This is a genomic window from Streptomyces lincolnensis (assembly GCF_021173675.1).
GTDB lineage: Bacteria > Actinomycetota > Actinomycetes > Streptomycetales > Streptomycetaceae > Streptomyces > Streptomyces lincolnensis_B.
In genome coordinates, this window is record NZ_JAIHON010000006.1 from 502,336 (window position 1) to 522,216 (window position 19,881).

Annotated in this window: 2 protein-coding genes (1 of these 2 only partly in view); both read left to right on the plus strand. The window is 72.6% G+C overall.

The window, feature by feature from the left end; all coding sequences use genetic code 11:
- Positions 1 to 9,828: a non-ribosomal peptide synthetase gene (locus K4B79_RS20115; protein ID WP_232028176.1), complete on the plus strand. Its 9,828-nt coding sequence runs from the start codon at positions 1 to 3 to the stop codon at positions 9,826 to 9,828.
- On the plus strand, positions 9,825 to 19,881 hold the beginning of the coding sequence (locus K4B79_RS48310) for a non-ribosomal peptide synthase/polyketide synthase (protein WP_232028177.1). Its footprint extends 10,388 nt past the window's final position; 10,057 of the gene's 20,445 nt are visible here — the first part of the coding sequence; the start codon lies at positions 9,825 to 9,827; its stop codon lies beyond the right edge, outside the window. Before K4B79_RS20115 ends, K4B79_RS48310 begins: the two co-directional genes overlap by 4 nt.

Consider the following 19,881-nt stretch of genomic DNA (forward strand, 5'->3'; position numbering starts at 1 on the left):
ATGTCCGAAGCCCGTCTGCTCCGTCGACCCGTCTCGGCCGCCCAGTCCGGCATCTGGGTCGCCCAGCACCTGCACGCGGACAGTCCCCTCTACAACTGCGGCGGCTACTACGAGATCCGCGGCCCGCTCGACACCGCGGTCCTCGCCGAGGCCGTACGGCGCGGCGTCGCGGAGACCGAGGCCCTGCGCTCGTACTTCGTCCAGGACGAACAGGACACCGGCGGCGGCCGGGAGGTGACGCTCCACCAGATCGTCGAACCGGCGGAACCGGACCCGCTCCGCCTCCTCGACCTGCGCACGGCCCCCGACCCGGAGGCCGCCGCGCACCGCTGGATGAACGACCGCATGGCCAGGCCCTTCGACCTGGACCGCGGACCCCTGAGCGAACAGGCCCTGCTCACCCTCGCCGAGGACCGGCACTGGTACTTCCACGGCTACCACCACGCCGTCCTCGACGGCTTCGGCCACTCCGTCTACGCCGCCCGCGTCGCCGCCCTCTACTCGGCCCTGTTGGCCGGCGAGACCCCCGCGCCCACCGGTTTCGCGTCTCTCGACAAGGTCGTCGCGGACGAGGTGTCCTACACCGGTTCGCGCCGGCACGGCCAGGACCGCGCCCACTGGCGGGAGGTCTTCACCGACCTGCCCGACCCGGTGTCCCTGGCGGGCCGCCCGTCCGCCGCCACGCACAGCCTGCGCCGCCACGTCCACACCCTGCCGGCCCCGCTGGCCCACGGGCTCGTCAAGACGGCCGCCGACCTCGGTGTGCGGTGGCCCGACCTGGCGCTCGCCGCCACCGCGGCCTTCTTCCACCGGATGACCGGCCGCACCGACTTCACGTTCTCGCTGCCGCTCGCGGGCCGCACCGGGCGGACGTCCCTGACCACCCCGAGCGCCATGGTCAACGTGCTGCCCCTGCGTGTCACGACCACCCCGGACACCCCCTTCGCGGACCTCGCCGCCCAGGTGTCCCGCTCCCTCGCCGACATGATCCGCCACCAGCGCTTCCGCGGCGAGGAACTCATCCACGAACTGGGCCTCTCCGGCGCCGGGCAGACCCGCCTAGGCCCGACCGTCAACATCATGGCCTTCGCCAACGAGCCCCACTTCGGCCCCACCCCGGCCGTCGCCCATCCCCTGTCCACCGGCCCCGTCAACGACCTGAAGATCAACTTCTACGGCACGGCCGACTCGCGCGGCGGCATCCGCATCGAACTCGACGCCCACCCCGAGCTGTACGGGGAGTCCGAACTCGCCTCCCACATGCGCCGGTTGGTGCGGGTGTTGGAGTGGGTGGTCGGGGGTGGGGGTGCTTCTCGTGTGTCCGAGGTGGAGGTGCTGGGGGCCGGTGAGCGGGAGGCGCTTCTTGGTGGGTGGCAGGGGGCTTCGCGTGGGGTGCGTGGGGTGTCGTTGCCGGAGTTGTTCGGTGAGCAGGCCGAGAGGTCGCCGGACGCGGTTGCCGTGGTGTGCGGTGAGCGGTCGCTGACGTATGCGGAGTTGGATGCGTGGTCGGGGCGGGTTGCGGGTTGGTTGCGGTCGCGTGGTGTGGGCCGTGGTTCGTTCGTCGCGGTGAAGCTGCCGCGGTCGGTGGAGCTGGTGGTGGCGCTGCTGGGGGTGGTGAAGGCCGGGGGCGCGTATGTGCCCGTCGATCCGGAGTATCCGGCGGAGCGGGTGGCGCACATTCTCGGCGATGCGCGGCCGGTGCTGGTCATCGATGACGTGGCGATGCTGGATCAGGCGGGCGAGCCGTTTGAAGGTGTCCGTGTCAGTCCCCGGGATCCGGTCTATGTGATCTACACGTCGGGGTCGACGGGCCGTCCGAAGGGTGTGGTGGTCGAGCATGCTTCCGTCGGTGCGTATTTGGAGCGGGCGCGTGAGGTGTATGGGGATGCGTCGGGGACGGCGGTGCTGCATTCCTCGGTGGCCTTCGACCTGACCGTGACGGCCCTGTACACGCCGTTGGTCAGTGGTGGCCGGGTGGTGCTGACCGAACTCGATGAGCATGCCGGTGCTGCGGGTCGGCCGTCGTTCATGAAGGTCACCCCCTCCCATCTGGGCCTGCTGGAGGCGCTGCCGGAGGAGGTGTCGCCGTCGGGGACGCTGATCACGGGTGGTGAGGCCCTGCTGGGCGAGGCGCTGGCGTCTTGGCGGGCGGCGCATCCGGACGTGACCGTGGTCAATGCTTATGGTCCGACGGAGGCGACGGTCAACTGCACGGACTTCCGGATCGCCCCCGGTGATGCGGTGGGTTCGGGTCCGGTGCCGATCGGGCGGCCGTTCTGGAACACCCGGGCCTATGTGCTGGACGAGCGGCTGCGGCCGGTCCCCCCAGGCGTCGCGGGCGAGCTGTACGTGGCCGGCATTGTGCTGGCGCGCGGCTATCACGGCCGTCCGGACCTGACGTCAGAGCGTTTCGTCGCCGACCCCTACGGCCCCTCCGGGGCGCGGATGTATCGCACCGGCGATGTGGCCCGCTGGACCACTGACGGCCAGCTGGTCTATGTCGGCCGGGTCGACGACCAGGTCAAGGTGCGTGGTTTCCGGATCGAACTGGGCGAGATCCAGGCCGTGTTGATGTCCCACCCCGGCGTCACGCAGGCCGCGGTGATCGTGCGGGAGGACCGTCCCGGTGACCAGCGCCTGACCGCGTACATCGTGGGCGGCGAAGCAGACGACCTGCACGACCTGCACACGCACGCGGCGGCCCACCTGCCCGCCTACATGGTGCCGTCCGCGTTCGTCCCCTTGGACGCCCTCCCCCTCACCCCGAACGGCAAGCTCGACCGCCGCGCCCTCCCCGCCCCCGCACACGACGGCGAGCGGGCCAAGGGCCGATCCCCCCGCACCCCCCAGGAAGAAGTCCTGTGCACGCTCGTCACCGAAGTACTCGGCGTCGACGCGGTCACGATCGACGACGACTTCTTCGCGCTGGGCGGCCACTCCCTGCTGGCGACCAAGCTGGTCAGCCGCATCCGTACCGTCCTGGGTGCCGAACTGCCCATCCGGCAGCTGTTCGAGACGCCCACGGTCGCCGGGATCACCGCCGCGCTGGAGCAGGGATCGGTGCCGGTACGGCGTCCCGGTGTCACGGTCGGAGTGCGGCCGGAGCGTGTCCCCGTGTCGTACGCGCAGCAGCGGCTGCGTTTTCTGAGCCTGTTGGAGGACGGCAGCACCGCGTACAACGCGCCGGGCGCGCTGCGGCTGACGGGGCCGCTGGACCGGGAGGCGTTGCGGCGGGCGCTGGCGGACGTGGTCGGGCGGCACGAGAGTCTGCGGACGGTTTTCGCCGAGGACGAGGGCGGCTTCACGCAGGTGATCCTGGAGCCGTACGAGGCGGTCGTGGAGCTCGACGTGGTGGCCGTGGACGAGGAGCGGCTCGGTGAGCGGCTCGTGGCCGCGGCCCGGTACCCCTTCGACCTGGCCGTGGAACCGCCGGTGCGGGCCACGCTGTTCGAGGTCGGCGAGGACGAGCACGTCCTGCTGCTGCTTCTGCACCACATCGCGGGAGACGGCTGGTCGATGCGCCCGCTGGCCCGCGACCTGGCGACGGCGTACGCGGCCCGGATCACCGGGGAGGAGCCGCGATGGGAGCCGCTGCCGGTGCAGTACGCCGACTACAGCCTGTGGCAGCGGGAGGTGCTCGGCTCCGAGGACGACCCGGACAGCGAGATCGCGCGCCAGCTCGCCTACTGGACCGAGACGTTGGCCGGGCTCCCCGACCAGCTGGAACTGCCCTACGACCGGCCGCGCAGCGAGGTCGTGACCCAGCGCGGCGGGCAGGTCTGTCTGCGGCTGTCCGCCGAACTGCACGAGGCGCTCACCGAGGTGGCCCGCCGCACCCGGTCCAGCCTGTTCATGGTGCTCCAGGCGGGTCTTGCCGCGCTGCTGACCCGGCTGGGCGCCGGTACGGACATCCCGATCGGTTCGCCGGTCGCCGGCCGTACCGACGTGGCGGTGGAGGAACTGGTCGGGTTCTTCGCCAACACGCTGGTGCTGCGTGCCGACACCTCGGGCGACCCGACGTTCACGGAGCTCGTGGAACGCGTACGGGCCCGGAACCTGGCGGCGTACGCGCACCAGGACCTGCCGTTCGAGCGGCTGGTGGAGGCGGTCAACCCGGAGCGCTCGCTCACCCGGCACCCCCTCTTCCAGGTGTGTCTCACCCTGCACAACACGGACCCGCGGGCCACCGTCGCCGAGGTGGCGAAGCTGCCCGGGCTGGCCGTGGAGCTGGAGCGGCTGCCGATCGAGGACACCAAGTTCGACCTCAACTGGGAGCTGACGGAACGCTTCGACGGCGCGGGCCGGCCCGCCGGTGTGACGGGGGACCTGGAGTTCGCCGTGGAGCTGTTCGACCGGAACACGGCCCGTTCGGTGGCCGATCGCTTCGTCCGCCTGCTCACCGCCCTGGCGCAGGACGCCGACCGGACCGTGGGCGCGGTCGACCTGCTCGGCCCGGCCGAGCGGACCGCCGTGCTCGACGAGTGGAGCGATGCCGAACGGCCCGCGGTGGCCGCCGCGCTGGCCGGGCTGTCCCTGCCCGCGGCGACGCGCGGGGCGCGCGCGTACGTCCTCGACGACTCCCTGGGCCCGGTGCCGCCCGGGGTGCCCGGGACCCTGCACGTGACGGCGCCCGGTCCGGCCGGGGAGGCGGCGGAGCAGGAGCGGTGGCTGCCGTGTCCGTTCGGGCGCGCGGGCTGGATGTACCGTACGGGCCGCTCGGCGCGCTGGTCGGCCGACGGTGAGCTGCGGCTCGTCGACACCTCCGACGGGGCCGCGGCGGGCGGGGCGGTCGTGTGGCCGGCCCGGTCCAGGGGGCCGCGCAGCCCGCGGGAGCAGATCCTGTGCACGGTCTTCGCCGAGATGCTGGGCGTCGCCTCGGTGGACATCGACGACAACTTCTTCGAGCACGGCGGGCATTCACTGTCCGCGGTACGGCTGCTCAGCAGGATCCGCGCGGTCCTGGGCGTGGAGCTGTCCATCCGCCGGCTCTTCGAGAACCCCACCGTCGCCGGCGTCGTCGACGCCCTCGACGAGGCCGAGGGCGCCCGCCCTCCGATCACGCCGCTGGAGCGTCCGGCCCGGATCCCGCTGTCGTACGCGCAACAGCGGCTGTGGTTCCTGAACCACCTGGAGGGGCCGAGCGCCACCTACAACATCCCGGTGGCGCTGCGGCTGAAGGGCGCGCTGGACCGGGCCGCCCTGCGGCAGGCGCTCACCGACGTCGTCGCCCGGCACGAGTCGCTGCGCACCCTGTTCGCCGAGGAGGCGGGGGAGGCGCGGCAGATCGTCCTGCCCGCCCCGCACGCGGTCCCGGAACTGACCGAGGTCGACGTCGCCCGCGGCGAGATGGAGGACCGGGTGCGGGCCACCGCGGCGCACCCCTTCGACCTGAGCGCCGAACTGCCCGTCCGCGCCTGGCTGTTCTCCGCACGGGACGGGGAACGCGTCCTGGTCCTGGTGGTGCACCACATCGCCGGCGACGGCTGGTCCATGGGCCCCCTGGCCCGTGACCTGTCCCTCGCCTACACCGCCCGCACCCGGGGCGAGGCCCCCGCGTGGACGCCGCTGCCGGTGCAGTACGCCGACTACACCCTGTGGCAGCGGGAGGTGCTCGGCTCCGAGGACGACCCGGACAGCGAGATCTCCCGGCAGCTCGCCCACTGGAAGGACGCGCTGGCCGGCCTGCCGGAGGAACTGGAACTGCCCGTCGACCGGCCCCGCCCGGCCCGGCAGTCCCACCGCGGTGGCCGGGTGCCGTTCGAGGTGCCCGCCGCCCTGCACGCGCGGCTGGCCGCGTTCGCCCGGGAGACCGGCACCAGTCTGTTCATGGTGACGCAGGCCGCCCTCGCCACGCTGCTCACCCGGCTCGGCGCGGGCACCGACATCCCCATCGGCAGTCCCGTCGCGGGCCGTACCGACGCCGCCGTCGAGGACCTCGTCGGGTTCTTCGTGAACACTCTGGTGCTGCGCACCGACACCTCCGGCGACCCGACGTTCACCGAACTCGTCGCCCGGGTCCGGGAGACCAACCTCGCCGCCTACGGGCACCAGGACGTGCCGTTCGAGCGGCTCGTGGAAGTGCTCAGCCCGGCCCGGTCGCTGGCCCGCCATCCCCTCTTCCAGGTGCTGCTCGGCTTCGACAACAACCAGGAGGCGCTCGACGTCCTGCGCCTGCCCGGCCTCACCGTCGACGTCCAGGCACCGGAGACCGGCCGCGCCAAGTTCGACCTGGCGTTCTTCTTCGACGAGCGGTACGGCCCGCAGGGCGAGCCCGAGGGGCTGCGCGCGGCCGTCGAGTACAACGCCGACCTGTTCGACCACGGCACCGCCCAGGAGTTCGCCGACCGGCTGCTGCGCGTCCTGGCCGGGGTCGTCGACGACCCCGGGCGGCCCATCGGCCGGCTGGACGTGATGGCGGCCGCCGAACGGTGGCGGGTCCTGGAGGAGTGGAACCGCACCGCGCGCCCCGTGCCCGCGGACCCGGTCCCGGTGCTCTTCCAGCGGCAGGTCTCCGCCGAGCCCCGGGCGACCGCGCTGGTCGGCGAGGACACGACCCTGTCGTACGCCGAGCTGAACGCCCGTGCCAACCGGCTCGCGCACCTGCTGGCCGCCTCGGGTGTGGGCGCCGAGGACGTGGTGGCGATCGCCCTGCCCAGGTCGCCCGACCTGGTGGTCGCCCTGCTCGCCACGCTGAAGGCCGGGGCCGCCTACCTCACCCTCGACGTCACGGCCCCCGAACAGCGGCTGCGGGCGATCCTGGGCGACTGCGCGCCCCGGGCCGTCGTCACCGACACGGCCACCGGCCCGGCACTGGGCGAGGTCCCGGCCGGCACCGTCGTGCTCGACGCCCCGGAGACGGTCCGGGCGCTCGCCGCGGCCCCGGACACCGACCCGACGGACAGCGACCGGGTCCGCCCGACGGACCTGCGCCACCCCGCCTACGTCGTCTACACCTCCGGCTCCACCGGCGCCCCCAAGGGCGTGATGATGCCGATGAGTTCGCTGGTCAACCTGCTCGCCTGGCACACCGGCACCTACAGCGGGGGCGTCGGCACCCGGACCGCGCAGTTCCTCGCGGTCTCCTTCGACTTCGCGGTGCAGGAGATCCTCCAGGCACTGGTCGCCGGCAAGACCCTGGTGATCCCCGAGGAGCACGTCCGCCGGGACGCCTACGAACTGGCCCGCTGGATCACCCGGCACGGCATCAACGAACTGTTCGCGCCGACGCTCGTCATCGACGCCGTGCTCGCGGCGGCCGCCGACACCGGCGAGCGCCTGGACTCCCTCACCGACCTCTTCCAGGGCGGCGAGCAGTTCCGGCTGAGCCAGGAGCTGCGCGCGTTCTGCGCGAGCAGCTGGCGGCGGATGGCGCACAACATCTACGGCCCGGCCGAGACCCACGCGGCCACCACCGCGACCCTCCCCGACGACATCGACGAGTGGCCCTCCGCCGCCTCCATCGGCCAGCCCCTGTGGAACGCGTCGGTGTACGTGCTCGACGCCGGGCTGAGCCCGGTGCCGCCCGGCGTGCGCGGCGAGCTGTACATCGGCGGCGCCCAGCTGGCCCGCGGCTACCTCGGCCGCCCCGACCGGACGGCGGAACGCTTCGTCGCCTCGCCGTTCGGGCAGCCCGGCAACCGGCTCTACCGCACCGGCGACATCGTGCGCTGGAACCACCGCGGCGAGCTGGAGTTCCTGGGCCGGGCCGACCACCAGGTCAAGATCGGCGGGTTCCGTGTCGAGCCCGGCGAGGTGGAGGCCGTACTCGGCGACCACCCGGCCGTCGACACCGCGGTCGTCGTCACCCGCGAGGACCTCGGCGGACCCACCCGGCTGGTGGCGTACGTCGTCCCGGAGGGCCGGGACCACGACGCGGGCCTTGGCCGCGCGCTGCGCGCGCACCTCGAACAGCAGCTGCCCCACTACATGGTCCCCTCGTTCGTGGTGGTGCTCGACGACCTGCCCCTGACCGCCAACGGCAAGCTGGACCGGCGGGCCCTGCCCGCCCCCGACACCGGCACCGACCCGGCGTCCGCGGCACCGCGCACCGAGCGGGAGAAGGTGCTGTGCGGGCTGTTCGCGGACGTCCTCGGCCTGGCCGAGGTCGGCGTGGAGGACGGCTTCTTCGACCTGGGCGGCGACAGCATCATGTCGATCCAGCTGGTCAGCAGGGCGCGCCGGGCCGGTCTGGAGCTGTCGGTGCGCGACGTGTTCGAGCAGCGGACCGTGGCCGCGCTGGCCGAGGTCGTCACCGAGGCCGGCGGGGTGCTGGCGGAGGAGCCGGGTGCGGGCATCGGCGAGGTGCCCCTGACCCCGGTCAAGCACTGGCTGCTGGCCCGCACCGACGACCTCGACGCGTTCAACATGTCCGCGGTCCTGCGGGTACCGGCGGGGCTCGACGCCGACTCCCTCACCGGGGCCGTACAGACGCTGCTCGACCACCACGACGCCCTGCGCGCGCGTCTCACGCCGGCTCCCGGCCGGCGGCTGGAGATCCGGGAGGCGGGATCCGTCGACGCGGGCACCCTCGTCACGCGCGTGGACGCCGCGGACGTCGACGGTGACGCGCTCGACGCCCTGGTGCGGACCGCGGGCGAGGCCGCGCGCGACCGGCTCCACCTGGCCGAGGGACGGCTCGTGCAGGCCGTGTGGTTCGACCGCGGCCCGGACCGCCCCGGGATGCTGCTCCTGATCGTCCACCACCTGGTCGTCGACGGAGTCTCCTGGCGCATCCTCATCCCGGACCTCGCCGAGGCGTACGAGGCGCTCGCCGCCGGCCGGGAACCGCGGCTGCAGCCGGTGGGCACCTCGCTGCGCCGCTGGGCCACGGGCCTGACCGAGGAGGCCACCAAGGCCGCGTGGCTCGCCGACGCGAGCTGGTGGCAGAGCGTCCTGCGCGCGGACGGCCCCCCGCTGGGCCGGCGTCCCCTGGAACCGTCCCGGGACACCCAGGCGACGGCCGGACGGCTGTCCCTCACCCTGCCCGCCGACATCACCGAAGCCGTGCTCACCCGCGTCCCGGCGGCCTTCAACGCGGAGATCAACGACGTCCTGCTGGCCGCGTTCACCCTGGCCTGGGCGCGCTGGCGGCACGGCGGGCCGAGCGTGCTGCTGGACCTGGAGGGCCACGGCCGGGAGGAACACCTCGTCGAGGGCGCCGACCTGTCCCGCACCGTCGGCTGGTTCACCAACCTGTACCCCGTACGCCTCGACACGGGCGGCGCGGACCTCGCCCGGGCCTTCGCGGGCGGCCCCGCGGCCGGCGCCGTGACCAAACGGGTCAAGGAACACCTCAGGTCCATCCCCGACAAGGGCATGGGCTACGGCCTGGTCCGCCACCTCAACCCGGCCACCGCCCCCGGCTTCGACGGCCTGGCCGTGCCCCACGTCGCGTTCAACTACCTGGGCCGCTTCACCGCCACCACCGGCGAGAGGGCCGCCGACTGGACCCCGGTCACCGGTGTCGACGCCGTCGCCGGGGACCCCCCGCACCTGCCGCTCGCCCACCCGCTGGAGCTCAACGCCCGCACCCACGACGGCCCGGACGGCTCCGAGCTCGTCGCCTTCTGGACCTGGGCCGACGGCATCCTCGACGAGGCCGAGGTGCGCGAGCTGGCCGACCTGTGGTTCCAGGCGCTACGAGCCCTGGTCACCCACGCGGAGAACCCGCACGCGGGCGGCCTCACCCCGTCCGACGTCTCACTGTCCTCGATCGGACAGGACGAGATCGAGGCGTTCGAAGAGGAGCTGGACGACCTGTTCGACGACTTCGACGACTTCGACGACGAACCGCACGACTTCGAGAAGGAAGAAGAGGCCAGCAAGTGAGTCGCACCGCGCGGAAGATCGAGGACATCCTGCCGCTGGCCCCGCTCCAGGAGGGCCTGCTCTTCCACAGCGTCTACGACGAGGGCGAACTCGACCCCTACGTCGTCCAGATGTCGTTCGACATCGACGGCGCCCTGGACACCGCCGCCCTGCGCACCGCCGCCGAGAAGCTGCTGGCCCGGCACGCCAACCTGCGGGTCGCCTTCCGCCAGCGCAAGAACGGCGACTGGGCACAGCTGGTGATGCGGGAGGTACGGCTGCCCTGGACCGAGCGGGACCTGACCGGGCTCCCGGAGGCCGAACGCGCCGAAGCCGCCGACGCCCTCATCGCCGCCGAGCGGGCCACCCGCTTCGACGTGACCCGGCCCCCGCTGCTGCGCTTCACCCTGCTCCGGCTCGGCGCCGACCGCCACCGCCTCGTCCTGACCAACCACCACCTCCTGCTCGACGGCTGGTCCCTGCCCGTCCTCATGGGCGACCTCTTCGCGCTCTACGACGCCTCGGGCGACGACAGCGCCCTGCCCCGGGTCCGCCCGTACCGCGACTACCTCAAGTGGCTTGGGGACCAGGACCGGGAGGCCGCCCGCACCGCCTGGCGCGACACCTTCGCCGACCTCGCCGAGCCCACCCTCGTGGCACCGGACGCCGACCACACCGCCGTGGCCGGCGCCGAGGTCCGGGCGGCCCTGTCCCAGGAGGAGACCGCGGCCCTCACCGAGATCGCCCGCGGCCGCGGGGTCACCCTCAACACCGTGGTGCAGACCGCCTGGGCGGCGGCCCTCGGCAAGCACCTCGGACGCGACGACATCGTCTTCGGCACCACCGTCTCCGGGCGCCCGCCCGAGATCGACGGCGTCGAACGCATGGTGGGCCTGTTCATCAACACGCTGCCCTCACGGGTGCGGCTGCGGGCCGCCGAATCGCTCGCCGACCTCGTCGTCCGCGTCCAGCACGAGCAGGCCGCGCTCACCCCGCACCAGCACCTCGGCCTCGCCGAGATCCAGCGCGCCGCCGGACACGGTGAACTCTTCGACACCTCCATGGTGTTCCAGAACTACCCGGTGAACCGTTCCGGCACGGCCGGTACCGGCATCGGCGCGGCCATCAGCCTGGCCCCCGGCAAGAACCGCGAGGCCACCCACTACCCGCTGCTGCTGATCGCGTCCGCCCGCGACACCATGACGTTCCGGCTGAACCACCGCCCCGACGTCTTCGACGAGGCCGCCGCCCAGCGGATCCTGGACCGCTTCGTCCGCGTGCTGCGCGCCCTCGTCGCCGACCCCGACCAGCCCGTCGGACGCCTCGACGTGCTCACCGACGAGGAACGGCAACGCGTCCTGCGGGACGGCAACGACACCGCGCGCGAGGTGGCCGGCACCACGGTCCTCGACCTGTTCCGCGCCCAGGCCGCCCGCACCCCGCACGCCCCCGCCGTCACCAGCGGCGGCCACACCCTCACCTACGCCGAACTCGACGCCCGCTCCAGCCGCCTGGCCCGGCTGCTCGCCGAACACGGCGCGGCCCCCGAGCGGTTCGTCGCGCTCGCCCTGCCCCGCGACCACGACACGGTCGTCGCGCTGCTCGCCGTCCTCAAGACGGGCGCCGCCTACGTGCCCGTCGACCCCGACCACCCGGCGGACCGCATCGCGTTCGTGCTCGCCGACACCGAGCCCGCGCTGCTGCTCACCACCCGCGCCCTCAGCGCCGGCATCCCGGACTGCGCCGCGCCGCGCCTCCTCCTCGACGACCCCGCCCTCACCGCGGACCTCGCCACCCGGCCCGACACCGCACCGCGGGTGACACCGCTGCCCGCCCACCCCGCGTACGTCATCTACACCTCGGGCTCCACCGGACGCCCCAAGGGCGTGGTGATCGAACACCGGTCGCTCGGCGCCTATCTGCAGTGGGCCCGGCACGCCTACCCGGAGATGACCGGCACGTCCCTGCTGCACTCGCCGATCTCCTTCGACCTCACCGTCACGGCCCTCTACACGACCCTCGTCTCCGGCGGCCTGGTACACGTCGCGGACCTCGACGAGCGGGCCGCCGAGGGCCCCGAGGCCACCTTCCTCAAGGGCACCCCCAGCGTCCTCGCCCTGCTGGAGGCGCTGCCCGCCGAGGCCTCCCCGAGCCGGCTGATCATGCTCGGCGGCGAACTCCTCCTCGGCGAGGTCGCCGACCGCTGGCGGGCCCGCCGCCCCGACGCCGGCGTCCTCAACGTGTACGGAGCCACCGAGGCCACCGTCAACAGCGTCCAGTACCGCATCCCCGCCGGCGCTCCCGCGCCCGAGGGGCCGGTCCCCGTCGGCCGCCCCTTCTGGAACACCCAGGTGTACGTCCTCGACAGTGGACTGCGCCCCGTACCGCCCGGCGTCCCCGGCGAGGCGTACATCGCGGGCACCGGCCTCGCCCGCGGATACTGGCGGCGCGCGGGCCTGACCTCCGAGCGTTTCGTCGCCAACCCCTACGGACCGCCCGGCTCCCGCATGTACCGCACCGGCGACGTCCTGCGCTGGAACCACGACGGCGACCTGGAGTTCGTCGGCCGCGGCGACGGACAGGTCAAGCTGCGCGGCTACCGCATCGAACTGGGCGAGATCGAGGCCGTACTCGCCGGCCACGAGCAGGTCACCCAGGCCGCCGTCCTGCTCCGCGAGGACCAGCCCGGCGACAAACGGCTCGTCGCCTACGCGGCCACCGCCGGCGCCTCGGTGACGCCCGACGACCTGCGCTCCCTCACCGCCGAGCGCCTCCCCGACTACATGGTGCCGTCGGCGTTCGTGACCCTGGACGCCTTCCCGCTCACCCCGAACGGGAAGCTGGACCGCCGGGCCCTGCCCGCTCCCGACTACGGCTCCCGCGGCGAGGACGGCCGGGCGCCGCGCTCGCCGCGCGAGGAGATCCTGTGCACGCTGTTCGCCGAGGTCCTCGGCCTGGACAACGTGACCATCGACGACGACTTCTTCGCGCTGGGCGGCCACTCCCTGCTCGCCACCAAGCTCGTCAGCCGCATCCGCACCGTTCTCGGCGCGGAACTGGCCATCCGCCAGCTCTTCGAGACCCCCACCGTCGCCGGCCTCTCCGGCGCCCTCGACACCGGCAACGGCCCCGCCCGCACCCCCGTCATCGCGGTGCGGCCCCGCCCCGACCGGCTCCCCCTGTCCCACGCCCAGCGCCGCCTGTGGTTCCTGCACCGCTTCGAGGGCCCCAGCGCCGCCTACAACTCACCCGTCGCCCTGCGCCTGTCCGGCACCCTCGACCGCGCGGCCCTGCGGAACGCCCTCGCCGACCTCACCGCACGCCACGAAACCCTGCGGACCGTCTTCGCCGAGGACGCCGAGGGCCCGTACCAGGTCGTGCTCGACGAGGCCCGTCCGGACCTCACCGTCGTCCGCACCGACCCGGCCCGGCTGCACGCCGACCTCGCCGACGCGGCGAGCCACCCCTTCGACCTCGCCACCGAACCGCCCCTGCGGGCCGCCCTGTTCGAGGTCGCCGCCGACGAACACGTCCTGCTGCTCCTCACCCACCACGTGGCCACCGACGCCTGGTCCCGGGCCCCGTTGGCCCGCGACCTGACGGCGGCGTACGCGGCCCGGGTCGCGGGTGCGGCGCCGGAGTGGTCGCCGTTGCCGGTGCAGTACGCGGACTACAGCCTGTGGCAGCGGGAGGTCCTCGGCGCCGAGGACGACCCGGCGAGCGAGGCCGGGCGCCAACTGGCGTACTGGAAGCAGGCGTTGGACGGTCTTCCGGAGGAACTGCCCCTGCCCTACGACCGCCCCCGGCCCGCCGTGGCCACCTACCAGGGCGACGTCGTCCCCTTCGAGCTCCCGCCCGAGCTGCACGCCGGCCTCACCCGCATGGCCCGCGACAACCGCACGAGCCTGTTCATGGTGCTTCAGGCGGGTCTGGCGGCGTTGTTGTCGCGGTTGGGTGCGGGGTCGGACATTCCGTTGGGTACGCCGATCGCTGGGCGTACGGATGAGGCGTTGGACGAGCTGGTCGGGTTCTTCGTGAACACGCTGGTGCTGCGCACGGATGTGTCGGGTGATCCGACGTTCGTGGAGTTGCTGGAGCGGGTGCGGGCCGCGGACCTGGCGGCGTACGCGCATCAGGATCTGCCGTTCGAGCGGTTGGTGGAGGCAGTCAACCCGGAGCGCTCACTCTCCCGGCACCCCCTCTTCCAGACCATGCTGAACCTCAACAACGCCGGTCCCGTCGAGGCACTGGACGAGATCGCCAAGCTCCCCGGCCTCACCGTCCACCACGAGCCGGTCGAGACCCACCGCGTCAAGTTCGACCTCGGCTTCTCCTTCGCCGAGTCCCACAGCACGACCGGCACGCCGGGGGGTCTCCGAGGAGCCCTCCAGTACAGCACCGACGTCTTCGACCGGGCCACGGCGGAGTCCCTCGTCCAGCGCCTGGTGCGGGTGTTGGAGTGGGTGGTCGGGGGTGGGGGTGCTTCTCGTGTGTCCGAGGTGGAGGTGCTGGGGGCTGGTGAGCGGGAGGCGCTTCTGGGTGGGTGGCAGGGGGCTTCGCGTGGGGTGCGTGGGGTGTCGTTGCCGGAGTTGTTCGGTGAGCAGGCCGTGCGGTCGCCGGACGCGGTTGCCGTGGTGTGTGGTGAGCGGTCGCTGACGTATGCGGAGTTGGAGGCGTGGTCGGGGCGGGTTGCGGGTTGGTTGCGGTCGCGGGGAGTGGGCCGTGGTTCGTTCGTCGCGGTGAAGCTGCCGCGGTCGGTGGAGCTGGTGGTCGCGCTCTTGGGCGTGGTGAAGGCCGGGGGCGCGTATGCGCCCGTCGACCCGGAGTATCCCGCCGAGCGGGTGGCGCACATCCTGTCCGATGCGCGGCCGGTGCTGGTCATCGATGACGTGGCGATGCTGGATCAGGCGGGGGAGCCGTTCGAGGGGGTGACGGTTGACCACAGGGATCCGGTCTACGTCATCTACACGTCCGGGTCGACGGGCCGTCCGAAGGGTGTGGTGGTCGAACACGCGTCGGTGGGTGCGTATTTGGAGCGGGCGCGTGAGGTGTATGGGGATGCGTCGGGGACGGCGGTGTTGCACTCCTCGGTGGCCTTCGACCTGACCGTCACAGCCCTGTACACCCCGCTGGTGAGCGGTGGCCGGGTGGTGCTGACCGAACTCGATGAGCATGCCGGTTCGTGGGGTCGGCCGTCGTTCATGAAGGTCACCCCCTCTCACCTGGGGCTGTTGGAGGCGCTGCCGGAGGAGGTGTCCCCGTCCGGGACGCTGATCACGGGTGGGGAAGCCCTGCTGGGCGAGGCGCTCGCGAACTGGCGGGCCGAGCACCCGGACGTGACCGTGATCAATGCCTATGGTCCGACGGAGGCGACGGTCAACTGCACCGACTTCCGGATCGCCCCCGGTGATGCGGTGGGTTCGGGTCCGGTGCCGATCGGGCGGCCGTTCTGGAACACCCGCGCCTATGTGCTGGACGAGCGGCTGCGCCCGGTCCCCCCAGGCGTGGCAGGCGAGCTGTACGTGGCCGGCATTGTCCTGGCGCGCGGCTATCACGGCCGTCCGGACCTGACGTCAGAGCGTTTCGTCGCCGACCCCTACGGCCCCTCCGGGGCGCGGATGTATCGCACCGGGGACGTGGCCCGCTGGACCACTGACGGCCAGCTGGTCTATGTCGGCCGGGTCGACGACCAGGTCAAGGTGCGTGGTTTCCGGATCGAACTGGGTGAGATTCAGGCGGTGTTGATGTCCCACCCCGGCGTCACCCAGGCCGCGGTGATCGTGCGGGAGGACCGTCCCGGTGACCAGCGCCTGACCGCGTACATCGTGGGCGGCGAAGCAGACGACCTGCACGACCTGCACACGCACGCGGCGGCCCACCTGCCCGCCTACATGGTGCCGTCCGCGTTCGTCCCCCTGGACGCCCTCCCCCTCACCCCGAACGGCAAGCTCGACCGCCGCGCCCTCCCCGCCCCCGCACACGACAGTGACGCGGCCGAGGGCCGAGCCCCGCGTTCGCCGCGCGAGGAGATCCTTTGCGGGCTGTTCGCGGAGGTGCTGGGCGTCGACGCGGTGACGATCGATGACGACTTCTTCCGACTGGGCGGGCACTCCTTGCTCGCCACCAAGCTGGTCAGCCGTATCCGTACCGCTGTCGGGGCGGAACTGCCCATCCGGCAGCTGTTCGAGACGCCCACGGTGGCCGGGATCAGTGCCGCGCTCGCGGACGAGGCCGGTGCGGTGCGCCGTACCGTGACGGCGGTGGATCCGCGTCCGGCGCGGGTTCCGTTGTCGTACGCGCAGCAGCGGCTGTGGTTCCTCAACCGGTTCGAGGGACCGAGCGCGACATACAACGCGCCGGTGGCCCTGCGGCTGACCGGTGCGCTGGACCGGGAGGCGTTGCGGCGGGCGTTGGAGGACGTGGTCGGGCGGCACGAGAGCCTGCGGACGGTGTTCGCGGAGGATGCCGAGGGCGCGTACCAGGTGGTCCGGGACGCGGCCGAGGCCCGGCCGGTGTTCACGGTCGTGGAGACGGACGAGGCGCGCCTGCGGGACGACCTGGCGGGAGAGGCCGGCCATGCCTTCGACCTCGCCACCGAGATTCCCTTCCGGGCCGCACTGTTCACGCTGTCCGGGAACGACCACGTGCTCCTCCTGCTCACCCACCACATCGTGAGTGACGCGTGGTCCCGGGCCCCGCTGGCCCGTGATCTGACCAGGGCGTATGCCGCCCGGGTCACCGGCGGAGCGCCGGAGTGGGAGCCGCTGCCGGTGCAGTACGCCGACTACAGCCTGTGGCAGCGCGAGGTGCTCGGCGCCGAGGACGACCCGGACAGCGAGATCGCACGCCAACTCTCCTACTGGACCGAGACCCTGGCCGGGCTGCCGGACCAGCTGGAGCTGCCGTACGACCGGCCGCGTCCGTCGGTGGCCACCTACCGTGGCGACCGCATCCCGTTCCAGCTGTCCGAGAACCTCTACGCCCGCATCAGCTCGGTGGCCCGGCGTGTCCAGGCCAGCCCGTTCATGGTGCTCCAGGCGGGTCTTGCCGCACTGCTGACCCGGCTCGGCGGAGGAACGGACATCCCGCTGGGCACACCGATCGCGGGCCGCACCGACGAGGCCCTGGACGACCTGATCGGCGTCTTCCTGAACACGCTGGTCCTGCGCACGGACACCTCGGGCAGCCCGACGTTCGCCGAGCTGGTGAACCGCGTCCGCGAGGGGAACCTCGGTGCCTACGCACACCAGGATCTGCCGTTCGAGCGGCTGGTGGAGGCGGTCAACCCGGAGCGTTCGCTCGCCCGGCACCCCCTCTTCCAGGTGCTCCTGACCCTCAACAACACGGACTACCAGGGCGCGTTGGACTCTCTGGACGCCCTGCCGGGTCTCAGGGCCGACCGCGAGCCCGTCGAGTCGTCCGTCGCCAAGTTCGACCTGGCCTTCGGCTTCACGGAGCGCCGCGACACGCACGGTCGAGTGAGCTCCCTCGACGGTGTGCTGGAGTTCAGCACCGACCTGTTCGACCGGGGCACCGCCGGCACGTTCGTCGACCGGCTGCTCCGTCTCCTGGAGCACGCGGTCACCGCCCCGGACGCCCGCGTGGGTGACATCGACGTCCTCGCCGCACCGGAGCGGGGCCGCATCCTCGAACTGTGGAACGACACGGCGTGTGAGGTGCCGGGGCGTTCGGTGGTGGAGTTGTTCGAGGAGCGGGTGGCTTCGGTGCCGGATGCGGAGGCCGTGGTCGCGGGTCAAGTGACCTTGACCTACCGGGAGTTGGATGCGCGGGCCGAGCGGTTGGCGGGTGTGCTGGCCGAGCGGGGTGCGGGTCCGGAGCGGTTCGTGGCGGTGGCTCTGCCGCGGTCGGTGGATCTGGTGGTGGCGTTGCTGGCGGTGTGGAAGGCGGGTGCCGCTTATCTGCCGCTGGACACCGAGTACCCGGCCGATCGGTTGGCGTACATGCTCCAGGACGCCGACCCGGTCCTCCTGCTCACCACGAGTGAGCTGACCTCCGTCCTGCCCGAGGAACTCGCCGTGCCGCGTGTTCTGTTGGACGAGCCCGAGATCGTTGACGCGCTTTCCCGGCCCGCGGCCGACCGGACACCGACCCGCCCGGCTCTCGCGAACCCGGCCTATGTGATCTATACGTCGGGTTCGACGGGGCGGCCGAAGGGTGTGGTGGTGCCGCAGGCGCCGTTGGTCAACTTCCTGGTCTCGATGCGCGACCGCTTCGAACTCGCGGCGGGCGAGCGGTTGTTGGCGGTCACGACGGTCGGCTTCGACATCGCCGGTCTGGAGCTGTTCGTGCCGTTGCTGTCGGGCGCGTCGGTTGTCGTGGCCGAGCGGGATGTGGTGCGGGATCCGGCCGCCCTGTGCGCCCTGGTGCGCGGGGCGGGGGTGTCGGTGATGCAGGCGACGCCGAGTCTGTGGCGGGCGGTGCTGGCGCAGGACGCGTCGGTGCTGGACGGGGTGCGGGTGCTGGTCGGTGGTGAGGCGTTGCCGGCGGATCTGGCCGAGGCGCTGGTGCGACGGGCCGGCTCGGTGACCAACCTGTATGGCCCGACCGAGACGACCATCTGGTCGACGGTGTGGCCGGTGACGGCTGAGCGGGCGGGGCGTCCGCGCATCGGCCGGCCGATCGCGAACACGCGGGTGTACGTCCTGGACGGCACACTGCGGCCGGTCCCGGCCGGGGTGCCGGGCGAGCTCTACATCGCGGGTGAGGGCGTGGTGCGCGGCTATCACGGGCGCTTCGGTCTGACCTCGGAGCGGTTTGTCGCCGACCCGTACGGTCCGGCAGGCAGCCGGATGTATCGCACCGGTGACCTGGTCCGTTGGACGCCCGACGGCGAGCTGGAGTACCTCTCCCGGGTCGACGACCAGGTCAAGCTGCGCGGCTTCCGGATCGAACTCGGCGAGATCGAGGCCGTACTCGCCGCGCATGACGACATTGCGCAGGCCGCAGTGCTGGTACGCGAAGACCGCCCCGGTGACAAACGCCTGGTGGGGTACTTCGTCCCGGAGGCGGAGAAGCAGGTCGACGCGGCAGAGGTGCGGGAACGGCTCGCCGAGCGCCTCCCCGACTACATGGTGCCGTCGGCGTTCGTGACGCTGGACGCCTTCCCGCTCACCCCGAACGGGAAGTTGGACCGCCGGGCACTGCCCGCTCCCGACTACGGGTCGCGGGGCGACCACGGCCGGGCGCCGCGCTCGCCGCGCGAGGAGATCCTGTGCACGCTGTTCGCCGAGGTCCTCGGCCTGGACAACGTGACCATCGACGACGACTTCTTCGCGCTGGGCGGCCACTCCCTGCTCGCCACCAAGCTCGTCAGCCGCATCCGTGGCGCCCTCGACGTCGAAGTCGCCGTGCGCCGGCTGTTCGAGGCGCCCACGGTCGCCGAACTCGCGGCCGGCCTGGACACCTCGTCCGGCGGCAGGGCCCCTCTGCGTGCCGTGCTGTCCCGGCCCGAGCGACTTCCGCTGTCGCTGGCCCAGCGCCGCCTGTGGTTCCTGCACCGCTTCGAGGGCCCCAGCGCGACGTACAACCTTCCCGTCGCACTGCGCCTGAAGGGAACGCTGGACCAGGAGGCCCTTCACCAGGCCCTGAACGACGTGGCCGCCCGGCACGAGAGCCTGCGGACGGTCTTCGGCGAGGACGCGGAGGGCCCGTACCAGATCGTCGGGGACGCCGCCGAGGTGAACCTCACGGTGACGGCCACGGACGCCGAGCACGTGCACGACGCACTGGACCACGCCTCCCGCGCCCCGTTCGACCTGACCGAGGAACTCCCGCTGCGCGCCAGGCTGTTCGAGCTGGGCGACGAGGAGTACATCCTGCTCGTCGTCGTCCACCACATCGCGGGCGACGCCTGGTCGATGGGCCCGTTGGCCCGCGACCTGACGGCGGCGTACGCGGCCCGGGTCGCGGGTGCGGCGCCGGAGTGGTCGCCGTTGCCGGTGCAGTACGCGGACTACAGCCTGTGGCAGCGTGCGGTGCTCGGCGCTGAGGACGACCCGGACAGCGAGTCCGGGCGCCAACTCGCCTACTGGACCTCCGCGTTGGCCGACCTGC

Bases quoted from the DNA above. Each gene is read 5' to 3' on its own strand.
- K4B79_RS20115 (WP_232028176.1), top strand. From the start codon at position 1: ATGTCCGAAGCCCGTCTGCTCCGTCGACCCGTCTCGGCCGCCCAGTCC.